Origin of the sequence: Candidatus Enterococcus murrayae, from assembly GCF_017315985.1 — a bacterium.
In the GTDB taxonomy this organism is placed as follows: Bacteria; Bacillota; Bacilli; order Lactobacillales; family Enterococcaceae; genus Enterococcus_A; species Enterococcus_A murrayae.
On record NZ_JAFLVR010000018.1, the window covers coordinates 137387 to 156213 of the forward strand.

General features: G+C 37.2%; 16 protein-coding genes. 13 read left to right on the forward strand and 3 right to left on the reverse strand.

From position 1 onward, the window contains the following. Positions 1-192: 192 nt before the first annotated feature. From xerC to JZO85_RS08045, 5 genes are all read left to right on the forward strand, one after another. The gene (gene xerC / locus JZO85_RS08025) at positions 193-1092 is read left to right on the forward strand and encodes a tyrosine recombinase XerC (RefSeq protein WP_242550270.1); all 900 of its coding nucleotides are present in this window, start codon (positions 193-195) and stop codon (positions 1090-1092) included. 28 nt (positions 1093-1120) lie between these two features. Further along, positions 1121-1666: an ATP-dependent protease subunit HslV gene (gene hslV, locus JZO85_RS08030; RefSeq protein WP_207107984.1), complete on the forward strand. Its 546-nt coding sequence runs from the start codon at positions 1121-1123 to the stop codon at positions 1664-1666. 60 nt (positions 1667-1726) lie between these two features. Continuing rightward, positions 1727-3118 (forward strand): ATP-dependent protease ATPase subunit HslU, encoded by a 1392-nt coding sequence (gene hslU / locus JZO85_RS08035; protein WP_207107985.1) that lies wholly within the window; start codon positions 1727-1729, stop codon positions 3116-3118. A gap of 17 nt (positions 3119-3135) precedes the next feature. Continuing rightward, complete coding sequence (gene codY, locus JZO85_RS08040; RefSeq protein ID WP_207107986.1) at positions 3136-3924, forward strand: GTP-sensing pleiotropic transcriptional regulator CodY; 789 nt, start codon at positions 3136-3138, stop codon at positions 3922-3924. Positions 3925-4061: 137 nt separating this feature from the next. Further along, positions 4062-4931: an aldose 1-epimerase family protein gene (locus JZO85_RS08045; protein WP_207107987.1), complete on the forward strand. Its 870-nt coding sequence runs from the start codon at positions 4062-4064 to the stop codon at positions 4929-4931. Between the two features lie 60 nt (positions 4932-4991). On the opposite strand, the gene JZO85_RS08050 is transcribed toward JZO85_RS08045, so the two are convergent. Both JZO85_RS08050 and plsY read right to left on the reverse strand, forming a co-directional pair. Continuing rightward, positions 4992-5606, reverse strand: coding sequence for an NUDIX hydrolase N-terminal domain-containing protein (locus JZO85_RS08050; RefSeq protein WP_207107988.1), 615 nt, complete (start codon positions 5604-5606; stop codon positions 4992-4994). Then, on the reverse strand, positions 5607-6236 hold the full coding sequence (plsY, locus tag JZO85_RS08055) for a glycerol-3-phosphate 1-O-acyltransferase PlsY (protein ID WP_207107989.1): 630 nt from the start codon (positions 6234-6236) through the stop codon (positions 5607-5609). Positions 6237-6361: 125 nt separating this feature from the next. On the opposite strand from plsY, the gene JZO85_RS08060 reads away from it, so the two are divergent. The 8 genes from JZO85_RS08060 to JZO85_RS08095 all read left to right on the forward strand — a co-directional run bounded on the left by JZO85_RS08060 (position 6362) and on the right by JZO85_RS08095 (position 17998). Continuing rightward, complete coding sequence (locus JZO85_RS08060; RefSeq protein WP_207107990.1) at positions 6362-6784, forward strand: CoA-binding protein; 423 nt, start codon at positions 6362-6364, stop codon at positions 6782-6784. A 261-nt stretch (positions 6785-7045) separates the two neighbouring features. After that, a complete protein-coding gene (parE, locus tag JZO85_RS08065) occupies positions 7046-9073 on the forward strand; it encodes a DNA topoisomerase IV subunit B (RefSeq protein ID WP_207108004.1) in 2028 nt (675 codons plus the stop codon). 14 nt (positions 9074-9087) lie between these two features. Next, positions 9088-11535 carry a DNA topoisomerase IV subunit A gene (parC, locus tag JZO85_RS08070; protein ID WP_207107991.1) on the forward strand — a complete coding sequence of 816 codons (2448 nt, stop codon included), beginning with the start codon at positions 9088-9090 and terminating at the stop codon, positions 11533-11535. Between the two features lie 286 nt (positions 11536-11821). Next, positions 11822-14113, forward strand: coding sequence for a formate C-acetyltransferase (gene pflB, locus JZO85_RS08075; RefSeq protein WP_207107992.1), 2292 nt, complete (start codon positions 11822-11824; stop codon positions 14111-14113). 135 nt (positions 14114-14248) lie between these two features. Continuing rightward, the gene (gene pflA, locus JZO85_RS08080) at positions 14249-15034 is read left to right on the forward strand and encodes a pyruvate formate-lyase-activating protein (RefSeq protein WP_207107993.1); all 786 of its coding nucleotides are present in this window, start codon (positions 14249-14251) and stop codon (positions 15032-15034) included. 178 nt (positions 15035-15212) lie between these two features. Beyond that, positions 15213-16142, forward strand: a complete 930-nt coding sequence (locus tag JZO85_RS08085; protein ID WP_207107994.1) for a manganese-dependent inorganic pyrophosphatase — start codon at positions 15213-15215, stop codon at positions 16140-16142. Between the two features lie 187 nt (positions 16143-16329). Further along, on the forward strand, positions 16330-17130 hold the full coding sequence (locus JZO85_RS08090; protein ID WP_207107995.1) for a DUF1803 domain-containing protein: 801 nt from the start codon (positions 16330-16332) through the stop codon (positions 17128-17130). A gap of 4 nt (positions 17131-17134) precedes the next feature. Next, entirely contained in the window at positions 17135-17998 is an 864-nt protein-coding gene (locus tag JZO85_RS08095) for an alpha/beta hydrolase (RefSeq protein ID WP_207107996.1), read from the forward strand. 1 nt (position 17999) lies between these two features. Here JZO85_RS08095 and JZO85_RS08100 read toward each other — a convergent pair whose 3' ends face one another. Beyond that, positions 18000-18554, reverse strand: a complete 555-nt coding sequence (locus JZO85_RS08100) for a DUF2179 domain-containing protein (RefSeq protein WP_207107997.1) — start codon at positions 18552-18554, stop codon at positions 18000-18002. Positions 18555-18827: the final 273 nt, after the last annotated feature.

Here is an 18827-nt window from a genome sequence, read left to right on the forward strand (position 1 = left end):
CATTGCTTAGGCAATGAAATTTTTTTATTTGGACAAAATAAATCGATTTCATTTTTGATTTGAAAGCAATTATGAAATATCTGTAAAGAATTGTTAGTATATTCGTGAAAAGTCAATAAATTCTGACAATTCAATTGTATTTAAAAAGCTCTTATGCTACATTTGTGATATGTTTGTGAGGTGAGAAAAAGTTTGCAGAATGAAGAGATAATGGAAGAGTTTATGAGCTATTTAATAACTGAACGTGGCTATTCTAATAAAACAAAAGAGGCGTATCAGCGTGACTTAGATGACTTTTGTGATTTTTTGAGAGACTCAGGTGAACCCTTGTTGATTTCAGTAAATCATCTGGATGTCCGTGTCTATCTAGCCTTTTTAAATGATCGAAAATATAGTCGGAATACGATTAGTCGGAAAATCGCTAGTTTACGTTCATTTTATCAATATCTCTTAAAGCATGAAAAAATTAAAGAAAATCCTTTTTCTTACGTTCATCTAAAAAAGAAACAGGCACGATTACCGCGTTTCTTTTATGAAAAAGAAATCGAATCCTTATTTGATAGTGTAAATGGCGTGAAGCCTTTAGATCAAAGAAATCGTGCATTATTAGAAGTACTTTATGGTTCAGGCCTGCGTGTCAGCGAGTGTGCCAATCTTAAATTATCTGTTATTGATTTTGATAATAACGTCCTGTTGATTCATGGAAAAGGAAACAAAGATCGATATGTTCCATTAGGCTCTTATGCAGCAGATGCAATTCTAGAATTTATTCGTGATGGGCGCAAGAGGTTGATGAATCATTTTGGTAAAGACCATGACTATCTGTTTATCAATCATCGTGGAGAAAAAATCACATCAGCTGGAATTGAATACGTGCTTAATCAAATCATAAAAAAAAGCAGCTTAGCTAGTGATATTCATCCTCATATGTTACGTCATACGTTTGCTACACATTTATTAAATAATGGTGCTGACTTACGTACTGTGCAGGAATTGTTAGGACATGCTAATTTATCTACTACTCAAATTTATACTCATGTAACAAAGGAAAGTTTACAAAAAAATTATCGCTCATTTCATCCAAGAGCCTAAAGTTTATTTAAACAAAGGAGAGAACAAAATGTCAGAATCACAATTTCATTCAACCACAATTTGCGCGATCGAAAAAGATGGGAAATTAGCGATGGCTGGTGATGGTCAAGTAACAATGGGAGAACAAGTTATTATGAAAGGGACCGCCCGTAAAGTTCGTCGTATCTATAATGGAAAAGTTGTTGTAGGCTTTGCGGGAAGTGTAGCAGACGCGTTCACTCTAGAAGAAAAATTTGAAGGCAAACTGAACGAGTACAACGGAAATCTTCAAAGAGCGGCCGTGGAGCTAGCTCAAGAGTGGCGGACACAACAGGCTATGAAAAATTTGGAGGCTTTATTGATTGTGATGAACAAAGACGAGATGCTGTTAGTCTCTGGTAATGGCGAAGTAATCGCACCAGACGATGGTATTTTAGCGATCGGTTCAGGTGGGAATTATGCGTTAGCAGCAGCTCGGGCCATGAAAAAGCATAACTCTGAAATGAGTGCAAAAGAAATGGCAGAAAGTGCCTTAAATATTGCTGCAGATATTTGTGTCTTCACAAATCATAATATTGTCGTTGAAGAAATGTAGTTTAATAGAATTCGGTTTGTTAGAAAAAATTGTATATTTGTATCGGTGAGGAGAATCAAAATGACTGAAATTAATAAAACACCAAAAGAAATCGTTAGCGATTTAGATCAATACATCATTGGGCAAGATGAAGCAAAGCGTTCAGTAGCGATCGCTTTACGGAATCGTTATCGTCGGATGCAGTTAGAAGAGTCGATGCAACAGGAGGTTGCACCTAAGAATATTTTAATGATTGGACCAACTGGTGTTGGGAAAACGGAGATTGCTCGGCGCCTAGCGAGGATCGTTAAAGCACCATTTGTTAAAGTTGAAGCCACTAAATTTACAGAAGTTGGTTATGTTGGTCGTGATGTAGAATCAATGGTTCGTGATTTGGTTGAGAACGCAATCACAATTGTTGAAAAAGAGCAATATTCAAAGGTTTATTCTCAAGCGTTAAAAAGAGCCAACAAGCGCTTAGTCAAAGTACTAGTTCCAGGTATAAAAAAAGAGCAGAAACAAAGTAATAATCCATACGAACAAATGATGAATATTTTCAGTCAAGGGCAGACTGAGCCAAAAGAAGAAGTAACTGAGGATATCAAAGTTAATCGTCAAACTGTACTTGAACAGTTAGAAAAAGGATTATTAGATCAAAGAGAAGTAACGATCGAGTTAGCGGAACCCAAAAAGGCTATGCCGATGAATAATGGATTAGAGCAAATGGGAATTGATCTTTCTGATACCCTTGGTGCACTAACACCAGAGAAAAAAGTTCAGCGTACAGTTACGGTTAAAGATGCCCAAGAGCTTTTAGTGAAAGAGGAACAGGCTCAACTGGTCAATGAAGGAGATATTTCTACGGCAGCGATCAAGCTAGCAGAAAGCTCTGGAATTATCTTTATCGACGAAATCGATAAAATTACCTCTAAATCACAACAAAATTCCGGAGAAGTATCTCGTGAAGGAGTGCAGCGTGATATTCTGCCGATTGTTGAAGGTTCTCAAGTGAACACTAAATATGGTGCAATTCAAACAGATCATATTCTATTTATTGCCAGTGGAGCGTTCAGCTTTTCAAAACCTAGCGATTTGATTCCTGAATTGCAAGGACGTTTTCCTATCCGAGTTGAGTTAAGTGATCTATCAGCAGAAGATTTTGTTAGAATTTTAACAGAGCCAAACAATGCGTTGATTAAACAATATATCGCTCTTGTTGGTACTGAAAATGTCGAAGTTATCTTTACGCAAGAAGCGATCGAACGCATTGCACAAATCGCCTTTGATGTAAATCGGGAGACTGACAATATTGGAGCACGTCGTTTACACACGATTTTAGAAAAATTATTGGAAGACTTATTGTTTGAAGCGCCAGATATGCAAATGGGTGAGATTAAGATTACTGAAGCATATGTGGACGAGAAATTAGTATCCATCGCTCAAAATAAAGATTTAAGTCGTTATATTCTTTAATAAATGGAGGGGAAAAAGTGGAAACATTATTAGAAAAAACACGCCAAATTAATAAGTTAATGCAACAGAAAAATGCCTTTGAACCAACTGCAGAATTACCTTATAACAATATGGCGCGGATTTTGGGGGACATTCTAGGCTCATTGACCTACATCATTGGAGCTGAAGGGAAATTGTTGGGACTTAACGAAAAAATTGATATCAATACGGATCGTGTTCGTTCCTTTCTTGTTGATCGCCAGTTTCCAGACAGTTATGTATCGGAAATGAAGGAAGTCTTCAAAACGGAGGCCAACATACCAGTAGCCAATGAGTTGACTGCCTTCCCTACTGAACGGGCAGAGCTTTACCCGAATGGATTGACAACAGTTATTCCAATCTTTGGATCAGGAGAACGTTTAGGCACAATCGTATTGGCTCGAACAGAAGGGGCCTTTAATGATGATGACTTAGTTTTAGCAGAATATGGAGCAACAGTTATCGGGATGGAAGTTTTATATCAGCAGTTTTTGAATGTTGAAGAAAAAATCCGAAGTCAAACAGCTGTACAGATGGCAATCAGTACGCTTTCTTACAGTGAGTTAAAAGCTGTAAAGGCAATTTTTGATGCATTAGAAGGAGATGAGGGGCGCCTAACCGCTTCGAATATTGCAGATAAGATTGGTATCACGCGTTCAGTCATTGTGAATGCTTTGCGAAAGCTCGAATCTGCTGGGATTATTGAATCTCGTTCTCTAGGGATGAAAGGAACATATTTAAAAGTTCTGAATCCATTATTTAAGGATGAGTTAGTACGTCATAAGTAAAGACATTAGTCTAACTTCTTTATGTCACATGATTTCTGAAAAATTTTATCACTTTAATCAATGAACTTGAAAATATCTAGATAGTTAAAAATACGATATGAGTAATTATAATTAGCAGAAGCAAGGAGTGGGTACCTATGGCAGTGACGATCAGCAATGATTTTTTGCAAGCAACGATAGACGAAAAAGGCGCAGAGCTTATTAGCTTACGTGCTAATGAGATCGAATATATTTGGCAAGCAGATCCAAAATACTGGAACCGACATGCACCGTTTCTATTTCCATTTGTGGGCCGTCTAAAAGATAATCAATATACGTATAAAGGTAAAACTTATGCGATGGGCCAACACGGCTTTGCTCGAGACAAGGAATTTAGAATCGTAGAGCAAACAAAGGATAAAGCAACTTTTTTGCTAGAAAGTAATGATGAAACAAGAAAGATTTATCCGTTTGATTTTACTTTAATGATCAGTTATGAAATATGGGGTGAGGGTGTTCGGATTCGTTTTAATGTTGAAAATACGGGAACAGAGGAAATGATTTTTGCTCTTGGAGGTCATCCTGCTTTCAATATTCCACTAACCAATGATTTAAAATTTGAGGATTACTTCATTGCTTTTTCTCCACAAAAATCACGAGTGAAAATACCTTTAGAGGGACCCTACGCAAATTTGGATCAAAAAACAATTGGACAAACCAATACAAATATTCAGTTGAGTCATGAGCTATTCAAAGAAGATGCTCTAATTTATGAAACACGCGGGTTAAACGCCTATACTTTAGGTAGCGAAGAGTCTCCGCACAGTGTCACATTAGCCTACAACAATATTCCTTATGTAGGACTGTGGTCTCCATATCCGACTGCGGCACCATTTGTTTGTATCGAACCTTGGTGGGGATTCGCAGATACCGTAGATAGTAATGGACGACTCGAAGATAAAGAAGGCATGAATCGATTAGCTGTAAATGATACCTTTAAAACTGAATTTTCTATTACTGTTAGCTAAGAATGTTGCCAATTAAAAAGCCAATCCTTTAGGATTGGCTTTTTAATTGCATAGACAATTTTAATCGAATGGTACATTCCATTGTGTATCTTTATGAGCTTTAAAACATAGATCAATTTGATTTTTCGTATTTTTTGCTTCAGACAACTGAGGCAAAGAGTCCTTATCAAACCAATCATACTGAATTGTTTCAATGTTTTCGATAAATTTGCCACTTAATAGGCGGCACTCAACAAAAATTTTACAAACGCTATAAGCGTAGCGAGGAAGATTATGCTTATTGCGATCTTGAATAGTGACAATTTTTAGAGGTTCGACGGTTAAACCTGTTTCCTCTAGTGTTTCCTTAATAGTATTCTCTTTGATGGATTGATTGAACTCGACCCAACCGCCAGGCAAGGACCAACACTTATCCTTTTCTTGTACCAATAAAATTTTTTCGTTTTCAAATATCGCTGCTCGTGTATCTAATTTTGGAGTAGGATATCCCGATTCGTCAGCAAATAGTTTCCGTAGCTTTGGAACTGGAACTGGTGACTGTACCGCTAGTATCTCTGTAGCAATGGTGCGAATACGTTCGAATCGTTCGTGATCGAAAGGATCCTGAGTATAGGTTAGTCCAGTCTGGGCTAAAGCCTGAAGCTCGATTGCCCAATCTAAAAGTTGCTCCTCCATCTATTTCTCCTTTTTATTCAGACCAAAAGAAACACGATTTTCTGTCCCAGCCTTAATTCGTTGAATATTTTCTCTATGGCGGTAGATAATATAGCAAGTTAGAAGAAAGCAGATCAATGTCAATAACCAATTATACGTCGGCAAGATCGTCGGCCAAACATAAGGTAAAATAATTGAAGACAAGGTGACGAAAATGGCCGAAGCAATACTCGCCGCACTAACCATGCTAGTGATATAAAGAACGACCAGAAAGAAAACCAAAGAATAAAAAAAGAATAAAGGCGCAAATGCTAATAGCATCCCGGCGCTAGTTGCAACTGCTTTACCGCCTTTGAAACCAGCAAAAATAGGTAATGTATGCCCAATGACTGCAATTAAACCAAACAACAAAGGATTAATGTCTACATGGAAAAAAATTGGCAGAGCAGTCGCTAGAGAACCTTTTAATAAATCCATGGCAAAAACAACAAACCCTGCAGTTCTTCCTAGCACACGAAAGGTATTAGTAGTTCCTGAATTACCGCTACCATATTCACGAATGTCTTTTTTAAAAAAAAGTTTTCCAATCCAAATACCAGATGGAATAGAGCCCAGAAGATAAGCAAGGACTAAAAGTATGGCGGTTTTCATATGAATCCTCATTTCTTTATTAGTAAGGCTATTTTATCAGATTTCAAAAGAGTGAACAAATTCTAATCTCATGATATACTAAACGTTGTGAATAATTAAAAATTAAACTGAGTGAGGGGATTCGGATGGGCTTTCAAAATCCTAGTCAAGAAAAAATTTATCAGTATTTAGAGGATGCAAAGGTAATAGCTGTTGTTGGGTTGAGCGACAAACCAGAAAAAACGAGCTATCAAATTGCTGACATTTTAAAATCCTATGGCTACAAACTATACGGCGTGAACCCAAAACTAGCTGGACAAACGATCAATGAGATTCTAGTAGTGGATGAACTGACTGCAATACCGGAAACAATTGATATTGTTGATATTTTTAGACGCAGTGAATTTTTACCATCTGTAGCCAAAGAATTTTTAAAGACAGATGCAAAGGTGTTCTGGGCACAGCTTGGACTAAGTAGTGAAGAAGCGGCCAAAATATTGCAGGATCAAGGACGCAACGATATTGTCATGGATCGCTGCGTGAAGATTGAGCTAAACAAAAAAGCGTAATGCATGAGTTGATTTTATTAAAAAAAAAGCTTAAAATGCCTTTTCAGAAACAGGATAGGCTTTTTTTTTGAGCTTTTTTAGCGTATCATACAAATGATGTACTTTAGAAAAGGAAACCAACCCATTTTTATCGTTTGATGAATCACAATGAAACCTTTTTTCAAACAGTGCGGTGGTATCCAGTACGAACAAACAAATTATTTTTCTTTTGAGAAAATCATTACGTTAAAGTAGAAGTAAGGAGTTGTAGGCTTGGTTAAGATGAACAACGAGTATAATGACGCTTCGATCCAGGTATTAGAGGGATTAGAAGCGGTTAGAAAAAGACCAGGGATGTATATTGGTTCGACTGATAGTCGCGGCTTGCATCATTTGGTTTATGAGATTGTTGACAATGCGGTCGATGAAGCCTTGTCAGGCTATGGTAACGAGATCGAAGTAACGCTTCATCCAGATAATAGTGTAGAAGTAAGCGATAAAGGAAGGGGGATGCCAGTAGGGATGCATGCATCCGGTATCCCAACCGTAGAAGTAATCTTCACGATCCTTCATGCTGGCGGAAAATTTGGGCAGGGCGGCTATAAGACTTCTGGCGGCTTGCACGGAGTTGGTGCAAGTGTTGTAAATGCTTTATCAGAATGGTTAAATGTAACGATTGTTCGAGATGGCGTTGAATATCTTGAAGAGTTCAAGGATGGTGGAAAACCTCAGGGAACCCTTAAGAAAATTGGTAAAACCCGCAAACCAAATGGGACTACTGTACATTTTTTGCCGGATGCTCAAATTTTTTCAACGTTGAGTTTTTCTTATGAAACTTTATCAGAGCGTTTGCGAGAATCAGCTTTCTTGTTGCGTGGAGTGAAGATCACGTTGACAGATATGCGTGGTGAAGAAAAAGTTACGGAAGTTTTTCATTTTGAAGAAGGAATCAAAGAGTTCGTAGAATACTTGAATGAAGATAAGGACACACTCACTCCTGTCGTTTATTTTTCTGGTGAACGTGAAGGGATTGAAGTTGAATTTTCTTATCAATATAATGACGGCTATTCGGAAAACCTTCTTTCCTTCGTTAACAATGTGCGAACCAAAGATGGCGGTACCCATGAGTCTGGAATGAAAACTTCTATGACTAAGGCATTTAATGAATATGCTCGTAAGTCAGGTTTATTAAAGGAAAAAGATAAAAATTTAGAAGGATCAGATTTCCGTGAAGGTCTTTCAGCAGTTTTGTCTGTTCGAATTCCAGAAAATCTTTTGCAGTTTGAAGGACAAACAAAAGAAAAATTAGGTACCCCTGCTGCTCGTGGAGCGGTGGACAGTGTCATTGGTGAACAAATGGGCTTCTATTTGCAAGAGAATAGTGAAAACAGCCAAATGCTTGTTCGTAAAGCAATCAAAGCTCGTGAAGCTCGTGAAGCTGCCCGTAAAGCCCGTGAAGAAAGTCGAAATGGCAAGAAGCGCAAAAAAGGCGAATCATTGCTTTCAGGTAAACTTACTCCAGCACAGTCTCGAAATGCTGCTAAAAACGAACTATTTTTAGTCGAAGGAGATTCTGCTGGTGGTTCAGCCAAACAAGGTCGTGATCGGAAATTTCAAGCAATTTTGCCATTAAGAGGTAAAGTTATCAATACCGAGAAAGCTAAGATGCAAGATATCCTTAAAAACGAAGAGATTAATACGATGATCTATACAATAGGCTCTGGAGTTGGTCCAGAATTTTCAATTGAGGACTGTAACTATGATAAGGTGATTATTATGACCGATGCGGATACCGATGGTGCGCATATTCAAGTCTTACTATTAACATTTTTCTATCGCTACATGAAACCGTTAATTGAGGCTGGAAAAGTGTATATCGCTTTACCACCGTTATACAAAGTTTCAAAAGGTGCTGGACGCAAACAAGTCATTGAATACGCTTGGACAGATGACGAGCTGCAAGATGCAACGAAAAAAATTGGTAAGGGTTATATGCTTCAACGCTACAAGGGTCTTGGTGAGATGAACGCAGATCAATTGTGGGAGACAACGATGGATCCCGAGCATCGTACCCTTGTCCGTGTCCGAATTGATGATGCTGCTCAAGCTGAGCGGCGTGTTACGACTTTAATGGGAGATAAAGTAGAACCTCGTCGTAAATGGATCGAAAAACATGTGCAATTTACTTTAGAAGAAGAAGGTAGTTTACTGGATAACAAAGAAGAAACATCTGTAGTTCCAGTATCCGAACAACAAGAAACGGAAGAAACAACTGATGAAGTTAAAATAATCAGTCTGTTTGATGAGTAGGAGGTGGTCAGCTAATGGAAACGAAACATTCAATTCAAGAATTAACATTGGAAGAAGTAATGGGTGACCGTTTTGGCCGCTATTCAAAATATATTATTCAAGAACGTGCATTACCAGATATTCGTGATGGTTTAAAACCAGTTCAACGTCGAATTCTATTTGCTATGAATAAAGATGGAAATACCTATGATAAGGGGTTTCGAAAGTCAGCTAAATCAGTCGGAAATATTATGGGTAATTACCATCCTCACGGAGATAGTTCAATCTATGAAGCGATGGTTAGAATGAGTCAAGACTGGAAATTGCGTCAAGTCTTGATCGAAATGCACGGGAACAATGGATCAATGGATGGTGATCCGCCTGCAGCAATGCGTTATACTGAGGCTCGGTTATCTCAATTAAGTGGCGAGATGCTGAAAGACATAGAAAAAGAAACGGTCGATTTTGTATGGAACTTTGACGACACGGAAAAAGAGCCAACTGTATTGCCTGCTGCTTACCCTAACCTACTAGTCAATGGCTCAACTGGTATTTCTGCTGGGTATGCGACGGAGATTCCAACGCATAATTTGACTGAAGTAATTGATGGAGCAATTTATCTAATTGATCACCCGAATGCTTCATTAGAAAAAATTATGGAGTATATTCCAGGTCCTGATTTTCCAACAGGTGGCACCCTACAAGGAAAGGCCGAGATCAAAAAGGCTTATGAAACTGGTAAAGGTAAAGTAATTCTTCGATCAAAAACATCGATTGAACCTCTAAAAGGCGGTAAGCAGCAAATCGTTATTCATGAGATTCCTTATGAAGTGAACAAAGCTGTTTTAGTCAAAAAAATGGATGAGATTCGTCTAAATAAAAAAATCGATGGCATTGCTGAAGTTCGAGATGAATCAGATCGAACTGGATTACAAGTAGTAGTAGAGCTTAAAAAAGATGCGAATGCAGAAGGCATTTTAAATTACTTGTTTAAAAATACTGATCTGCAGATCAACTACAATTTTAATATGGTTGCTATCGATAATATGACACCACAGCAAGTTGGTTTGAAGCACATTTTAGAAAGTTACATTGATCATCGCAAATCTGTAATAACTAAACGCAGTCAATACGAACTTACTAAAGCAGAGAAGCGCCAACATATTGTTGAGGGATTGATGAAAGCTTTATCGATTCTTGACGAAGTGATTGAAACAATTCGTGGCAGTAAAGATAAAAAAGATGCTAAGAATAATCTAGTCGAGCGTTTCGAGTTCAGTGAAGAGCAAGCAGAAGCGATTGTGACTTTGCAGTTATATCGTTTAACCAATACAGATATCACTCAATTGGAAAAAGAAGCAGCTGAGCTAGCCGGAGAAATCAAAGAATTACATTTGATTTTAAATAGCGAAAAAGAATTGCATAAAGTCATGAAACAAGAGCTGCGTCAAATCAAAAAGAATTATGGAAATGATCGTTTGACAAAGATTGAGGATGAGATTAGTGAAATCAAGATTGAAACAGAGGTGCTTATTGCTCAAGAGGACGTTATTGTCACATTAACAAAAGAAGGATATCTAAAGCGCAGCAGCTTGCGTTCGTATAATGCTTCACGTCCAGATGAGCACGGCATGAAAGATGGAGATTCAATCATTTTTATCGATAAGCTGAATACACTCGATCACTTGCTGATTCTGACAAATCATGGAAATATGATTTATCGACCAGTTCATGAAATTACTGAGTTGAAGTGGAAGGATGTCGGTGAGCATATTTCTCAGACGATTACTAATTTATCTATGAGTGAAGAAATAATTGCGGCTTTTCCATATAAAGAAATTGATGCCAATAAACTCTTTATCTTCATGAGTAAAGAAGGCATGATCAAACAAACGCGTATGACAGAGTTTTCTCCTTGGCGTACGTATCGCAGCCGGCCAACGACTGCTATGAAAATGAAAAGTGACACGGATCAAATTGTATCGGTCTTTTTGACCGATGAAATTCGCAATGTAGATGTGTTTATTGCTTCACATCGTGCTTTTGGCTTGCGATATCCATTAGATGAAGTTCCGGTAGTAGGATCAAAAGCGGCTGGTGTTAAAGCTATTAATCTTAAGGATGGCGATTTTGTAGTAGCAGGTGCTTTAGTACCTTCTGAGGGAGATTCGCCAATTCTGTTGCTAAGTCAACGTGGTGCCGCTAAGCGAATGCTAGTACAAGAGTTACCACAGTTAGGTCGAGCAAAACGTGGTTTGCTAATTTTCCGCGAACTGAAAAAGAATCCACACCGACTTTCTTATATGACAACGGAAACAGAAGGGAAACTTGTTTTAACAACTAGCAAAGGAATCGTGAAGGAACTTGAAATTTCTGATGTTGCTATTAGTGATCGAATTTCAAACGGAACATTTGCAGTTGATGAGAAGAAAGAAGGAGAACTTTTTTCAGTTGTTCATACACAGGAATTAGTTACTGACTGACCTTCTGTATTATATAATAATGTTACAGTTGGGCATCTGTATTAAAACAGATGCCCGTTTTTTTTATCACAAAGTATCAGTGAGACACAGTATTCAGCAAGAAAAATCAAACTATAAAATGTCTTATAAACCTATAAAAATAAAGCTTTGCTACCGATTACATTCTTATTTCATTTTCTAATTAATCTTTCACAAGGAAAGGCTTGCATAAAAGAATTTATGTGTTATACTTTGTTCGTAAAGCTGTAGTAATTAAGTTTTTATTATTCTAAGGGGGTCCTTTTGAATGGGAACTGCAACAAATGAACTGGAAAAAAAGAAAAACACTGAGAAGTCTGCATGGGAAGGTTTCAAGGGGCATTTATGGAAAAGCGAAATCAACACACGTGATTTTATTCAAGCCAACTACACTCCGTATGAAGGCACTGCTGATTTTTTAGCTGAACCAACAGGGGCAACAAATTCATTATGGGCGAAACTGCAAGAACTTCAAAAACAAGAACGTGAAAATGGCGGCGTATTAGATATGGAAGCAGATATTGTATCTGCGGCTAATGCTTACGGTGCCGGCTATATCGATGAAAACATGAAAGATAAAGAAACTATCGTTGGTATTCAAACAGACAAGCCGTTAAAACGTGCTTTCATGCCTTACGGAGGTATTCGTATGGCAGAAGAATCTCTTGAGCGCTACGGCTATACACCAAATCCTAAATATACTGAAATCTTTAATGATTATCATAAAACTCATAACCAAGCAGTTTTCGATGTATACACACCTGAAATTCGTGCGGCTCGTCGTGCAAAGATCATCACTGGTCTTCCAGATACTTACGGACGTGGACGTATTGTTGGTGATTATCGCCGTGTAGCTTTATACGGAATCGATTATTTGATGCAAGAGAAATTAAAGGACCATGCAAACTGTGGACACGGACAATTCACTGAAGAAGATATTCGCTTACGTGAAGAAATCAGTGATCAATACAAAGCATTGAAACGTATTAAAGAAATGGCCGAAGCATACGGCTTTGATATTTCTCGTCCAGCTGAAAATGCTAAAGAAGCAGTTCAATGGACATACTTTGGTTACTTAGCAGCAATTAAAGAGCAAAATGGTGCAGCTATGTCAATCGGCCGTGTATCTACTTTCTTAGATATCTATATTCAAAGAGACATTGAAAAGGGTATTTTAACTGAAGAACAAGCACAAGAATTGATTGACCACTTAGTAATGAAATTACGTATGGTCAAATTTGCTCGTATTCCTTCTTATAATGAATTATTCTCAGGCGATCCAGTTTGGGCAACTTTATCAATTGCTGGGATGGGTATGGATGGACGTACATTAGTCACTAAAAACGACTTCCGCTTCTTACACACATTAGAAAACATGGGACCATCTCCAGAACCAAACTTGACTGTACTGTATTCTTCACGCTTGCCAGAAGGATTCAAAGACTATGCAGCGAAAATTTCTATTGATACTTCTTCGATTCAATACGAAAATGACGACGTGATGCGTCCGGTATGGCTAGACGACTACGCAATCTGTTGCTGTGTTTCTGCTACACAAACAGGTAAAGAAATGCAATTCTTTGGCGCTCGTGCAAACTTGGCAAAAGCCTTGTTATATGCGATCAACGGTGGAGTTGACGAAAAATCTAAAGCACAAGTAGGACCTGATTTCCGTCCAATTGAATCGGATGATGCTCTAGATTTCGATTCTGTCATGGCTAAGTATGACGATATGTTGGAATGGTTAGCTGGAATGTATGTAAATACCTTGAATGCGATTCATTTCATGCATGATAAATATTACTATGAAGCTGCTGAATTAGCTTTGATGGATACTGATTTGAAGCGTACTTTCGCGACAGGTATCGCTGGCTTCTCACACGTAGTTGATTCATTAGCAGCCATTAAATATGCAAAAGTTTTCCCAATTCGTGATGAAGATGGTATTGTTACTGACTTTAAGATAGATGGCGAGTTCCCTAAATATGGTAATGATGATGAACGTGCAGATGACATCGCTGTATGGTTGTTGAAAACATTTATGGAAAAACTTGAACACTATCATACTTATCGTAATTCAGAACCAACTACATCAATCTTAACGATTACTTCTAACGTAGTTTATGGTAAAGCAACTGGTACACTACCTGACGGACGTAAAGCAGGTGAACCATTAGCTCCAGGTGCAAACCCATCTTATGGAGCTGAGCAAAATGGATTATTGGCTTCGCTTAACTCGCTGACAAAATTACCATATGAATATGCATTGGATGGGATTTCAAATACTCAAAGTATTAATCCAGATGCATTGGGTCATGATGAAGAAGAACGTATTGAAAACTTAACGAATGTTTTAGATGGTTACTTCGATCAAGGAGCACATCATTTGAATGTGAATGTTTTTGGTAAAGAAAAATTGATTGATGCCATGGAACATCCAGAAAAAGAAGAGTATGCAAACTTCACAATTCGTGTTTCTGGTTATGCGGTTAAGTTTATCGATTTGACTCGTGAACAACAAGAGGATGTAATCAGCCGTACATTCCATGCTAAAATGTAAGCATTGAGTAGAACCGAATACTGAACTAGGGCGGATGGACGGTAGTCTATTCGCCTTACTTTTTAACAGTGATTATTAGTGATTTGTGTCAAAAATTTCATAGGAAATTTTACATATAGAAGAGGGGGACTGTTTATGTCTACTGTGACTGAACAACCTATTGTCGGAAATGTCCATTCAATTGAAAGCTTCGGATCTGTTGACGGGCCCGGCGTACGATTTATCGTCTTCATGCAAGGGTGTCGGATGCGTTGTCAATTTTGCCATAATCCGGATACTTGGAAAATAAACGATCCTAAAGCTAAGAAACGAACTGCTGATGATATTTTAAAAGAAGCATTAAACTATAAAAGTTATTGGGGTAAAAAAGGAGGAATCACTGTTAGTGGTGGTGAACCCTTGCTTCAAATCGATTTCTTGATCGATTTATTCAAAAAGGCAAAGTCAATGGGAATCAATACGACATTAGACAGTTGTGGCAAACCATTTACTTTTGAAGAACCATTTTTTTCTAAATTTAAAGAATTGATGCAATATACCGATTTAATTTTATTTGATATTAAACAAATTGATAACCAAAAGCATAAAGAATTAACTGGACATAGCAACGATAATATTTTGGAGATGGCGAAGTATCTTTCAGATATTAATAAACCCGTTTGGGTGCGTCATGTGTTAGTACCTTTCAGAAGTGACTATGACGAATTTTTAATTCGATTAAATAAATTTATAAAGAGCCTAAATAATGTCGATAAAGTTGAGATTTTACCTTATCATACGATGGGGAAATATAAATGGGAAGAAATGGGAATGAAATATCCATTAGAAGGAATTGAACCTCCTACAGATGATCGAGTTGAGAATGCAAAAAAAATATTGCATACAGAAGATTATAAGGGCTATTTAAAACGTAAAATTTAAAAAAGAACATTTAATCGGGTGGAGTATCCTTTACCCGATTTTTTGTGTAACCTTTTACGATAGCACCCTTAATACAAAAAAATATTGAGAAAAATAGTTGAAAAAAGCTACTGATTGTTGCTCTTTTACTTTTTTTTGATATGATAAAGAGGAACTAATTTAAAGGAGCGAATTAACTATGGCAAAAGTTTTAATTTTTGGACATCAGAATCCTGATACAGATGCAATCGGGGCAGCAATTGCCTTTGCTAACCTGCAAAAGGAATTAGGTGTTGATGCAGAAGCAGTTGCACTTGGAACACCAAATGAAGAGACACAATTTGCATTGGACCATTTTGGGTTAACAGCTCCACGTACTCTCGAAAAAATGGCGACTGAAACGAATGATGTAATGCTAGTTGATCACAATGAATTTCAACAAAGTGCGGCGGATATTGAAGATTTAAATATCCTAGCAGTAGTCGATCATCATCGAATCGCGAACTTCCAAACAGCAAACCCGCTTTACTATCGCGCAGAACCGGTTGGATGCACATCAACGATCGTATTAAAACTGTATAAAGAAAATAATGTAGCTGTTCCAGCGAAAATCGCAGGTATGATGGTCTCAGCGATTATTTCAGATACCTTATTATTCAAGTCACCAACTTGTACACAAGAGGATATTGATGCTGCGAATGAATTAGCCAAGATTGCTGATATTGACTTAGAAAATTACGGTTTGGAGCTGTTGAAAGCTGGCACAAACTTAGGAGACAAATCTGAAGCAGATTTATTAGATTTGGATGCCAAATCATTTCCTATGGCTGACAAAACTGTTCGAATCGCACAGGTCAATACAGTGGATTTAGATGAAGTTTTTGCTCGCCAAGATGCTTTGCGTGATGCGATGTTAACTGAAAATGCTAAAAATGGTTACGACCTATTTTTATTACTTGTTACAAATGTCTTGGATTCTGATTCAGAATTATTAGTAGCGGGTGAACCACGTGAAATGGTTGCAGAAGCGTTCAAAGTCCAACTTGAGAATGATCGTGCTTTCTTGCCAGGCGTAGTATCTCGTAAGAAGCAAGTTGTGCCTCAATTGACTGAAGTATTTGAGAAGTAATTTGATTATTTTAAAAAGTGGACTGTCAAAAGTCCATTTTTTTGTGGATTTTTTTTATTAGGATTATAATGCGAACGGAGATAGAGTTTGTTAGTCTACTAAAATCAGTATTGTATAGAGATGTATAAAACAATAATCTCTATTAAAACTACGTAGATAAATGACTCTAATAGGAGAGGGATTTTGCATGCAAATTTACACTTACAACAAAAAACTTCAGCAATCTTTAATGTGTCCGGAAATTCGGAAATTAGTAAACTATTTTTTTAAACTAGAAGAGCCAGTAATCTTGCGTGAAATTCGAAGTAATTTTCCGGATTATCGTCATTTAGATAGAGATTTGGATCTTTTGATTGAAAATGAAATCATTTCTCGCCAAAACCGCCGCTACGATTTCTCACTATCTGTATTGAAGGAATATCCGACGGGTGAATTAGTCAAAGCATTTATTCAGCAGGTAAATGATCAATATTCAAATGAGGAACTATTGGTATGGTTAGCAGATGAATTGTGGAGTGATAAATTGGATAGTACTATCGCAATAGATTTTGCTTTACCGACAATTAGTCGATTGGAAAATGAGGACTTTCAATTGGTTACAATTAATCGTGGAGGAAAATTATCGGAAACTTTAGCTAACTATTTTGAGAATAGTGAACAACCAAATTTGTTTCCAACTTTATCGGTTCTCATTGGGGACGTTAATCCAGAATTTTTCAGTAATCAATTAAGCTTGATCCTTGACCGAGTGCTGTTGGGCAAGAAACCAAAGCGAGAATCTATTTTTTTAGATAGTTTATTAGCTACTCACGTAGTCACGTCGCGACCTGAGTGGCAATTGGCTATACCAATTTATACTGAAAATATTTCATGCAATGTTGTTCAAGAAATGAATAATGAAACACGATTCTTTTTTGTGCGTCAATTAGCAAAGGAATTATTAGGGAAACGAGAAAGTTTTTCTTATTTAATAAAAAAGAAGGCATGAGCAAATGCAACGAATAGTAAAGGGAATTGTTTTGGTTGTCAGTTTTTTTGTAGTTTTTTTTGGGATTTATTATGCAAAGGTACGCTACTTCAGTCCAGGGACGCTGGCGGAGCAAAAGAATATACACTATTCAAATGTACCGACAGTTTTTATTCATGGCTATGAAGGAAATTCCTTTTCGTTTGGACCGCTTTTGCGAAGATTTGAAAGGAAGAATATCGCTAAGCGTGAAATGACAATCGTAGTGCAAGCGAATGGTCAGCTATCTGTGGAAGGGAAACTGAGAAACAGAAATGATAATCCAACAATTATGGTTCTTTTTGCAAAAGATGTGACCGATGAAATTACTCAAAGTAAATGGATCGATAAGGTTATGCACTATTTGTATCAGCAAAAGGTTCGCCGCGTCAATTTAGTTAGCCATTCTATGGGAGGTGTTTCATCACTGCGCTATTTACTCGAGTATGCGGGAGAGAATACACCGGTTACTGAGCATTTCGTTGCGATTGCTGCACCATTTAATGATTTAGAAATTGCCGAAGATACTGAGGAAATTTTTTCCTATGAGTTAACAGATAAAGGTCCAAGTGGTGAAACGCCAATTTATCAGTATTTTGACAAAGCGATGAGTCGTTTGCCGACGAATATTGATGTGCTTGATGTAGCTGGGGACTTAAAGGATGGGTCAGAAAGTGACGGTTCGGTTTCTACTCATAGTGCATTTGCCCTCCGTTTATTGTTTCAGAAACATGCGAAAACCTACCGAGAATTAACGATCACAGGCAAAATTGGCGGGCATTCGGCAATAACTAAAAGTCCAGAGTTAGAGGAACAATTGATTCAATTTATCTGGAAAAAAACAGCTTGAGCTATGGCTTCAAGCTGTTTTTTTGGCGTTTACGAACTTTTTTTGTCCAAAAGCCGCCGGAAATATATTTTGGTTCATAGGAGATAATAAAAGCGCGCTCTTCTATTTCCTTGATCAAAGTATAAAGCAGACGTTCTGTTTTACGTGGAGATAAAATTTCTAGAACCATTCGTTCTCCTTCTAGTCCCTCTCCGTAGGATTGTGTAACTCCATAGCCATTTTCCCTTAAAACACGAGGAAGGCTTGCTTCTTGATTCGTATTTGTCGGTAAAATGACAGTGACCATGATATAGCCTAACGCTAGTTTGTCTTCAATTTTTATTCCAACACTAATGCCAATTGCATAGCCTAATGCATAGGTCAGCAGATTGATAGGATTATCTAAACGATCCAAGACCATCGAAAGTCCGAGAATATAGATGGTAATCTCAACCATACTCATTAAGGGAGCCAGAACACGATAGCCTTTTATCGTCAGCATAAAACGCAGTGTGTTGAGAGTTACATAGAAAAAATTGATAAAAAAGATCATCGCCAGCATTTTTATATCAATCATTATTGAACCTCCCGTTATACATGATTTTTCTTACTGTGCAGTATGTTTATTTGCCCTTTTTACTGTATACCTATTAGCCTAACGATTATTTTGTCAAAAGGCAAATAGAAGGAAATAACCAGCAAAAAAAGTCTCTATTATTTGTCAAAAAAACAGATTTCTCAAATAATAAATGTTATTTTTTGAAGAAAATTCGATTTATTTTAAACATTTAAATTTTTTTCCTTCTATTTTAAATCTTATTATAATATAATGTTAGTAGGGACTTTTAAT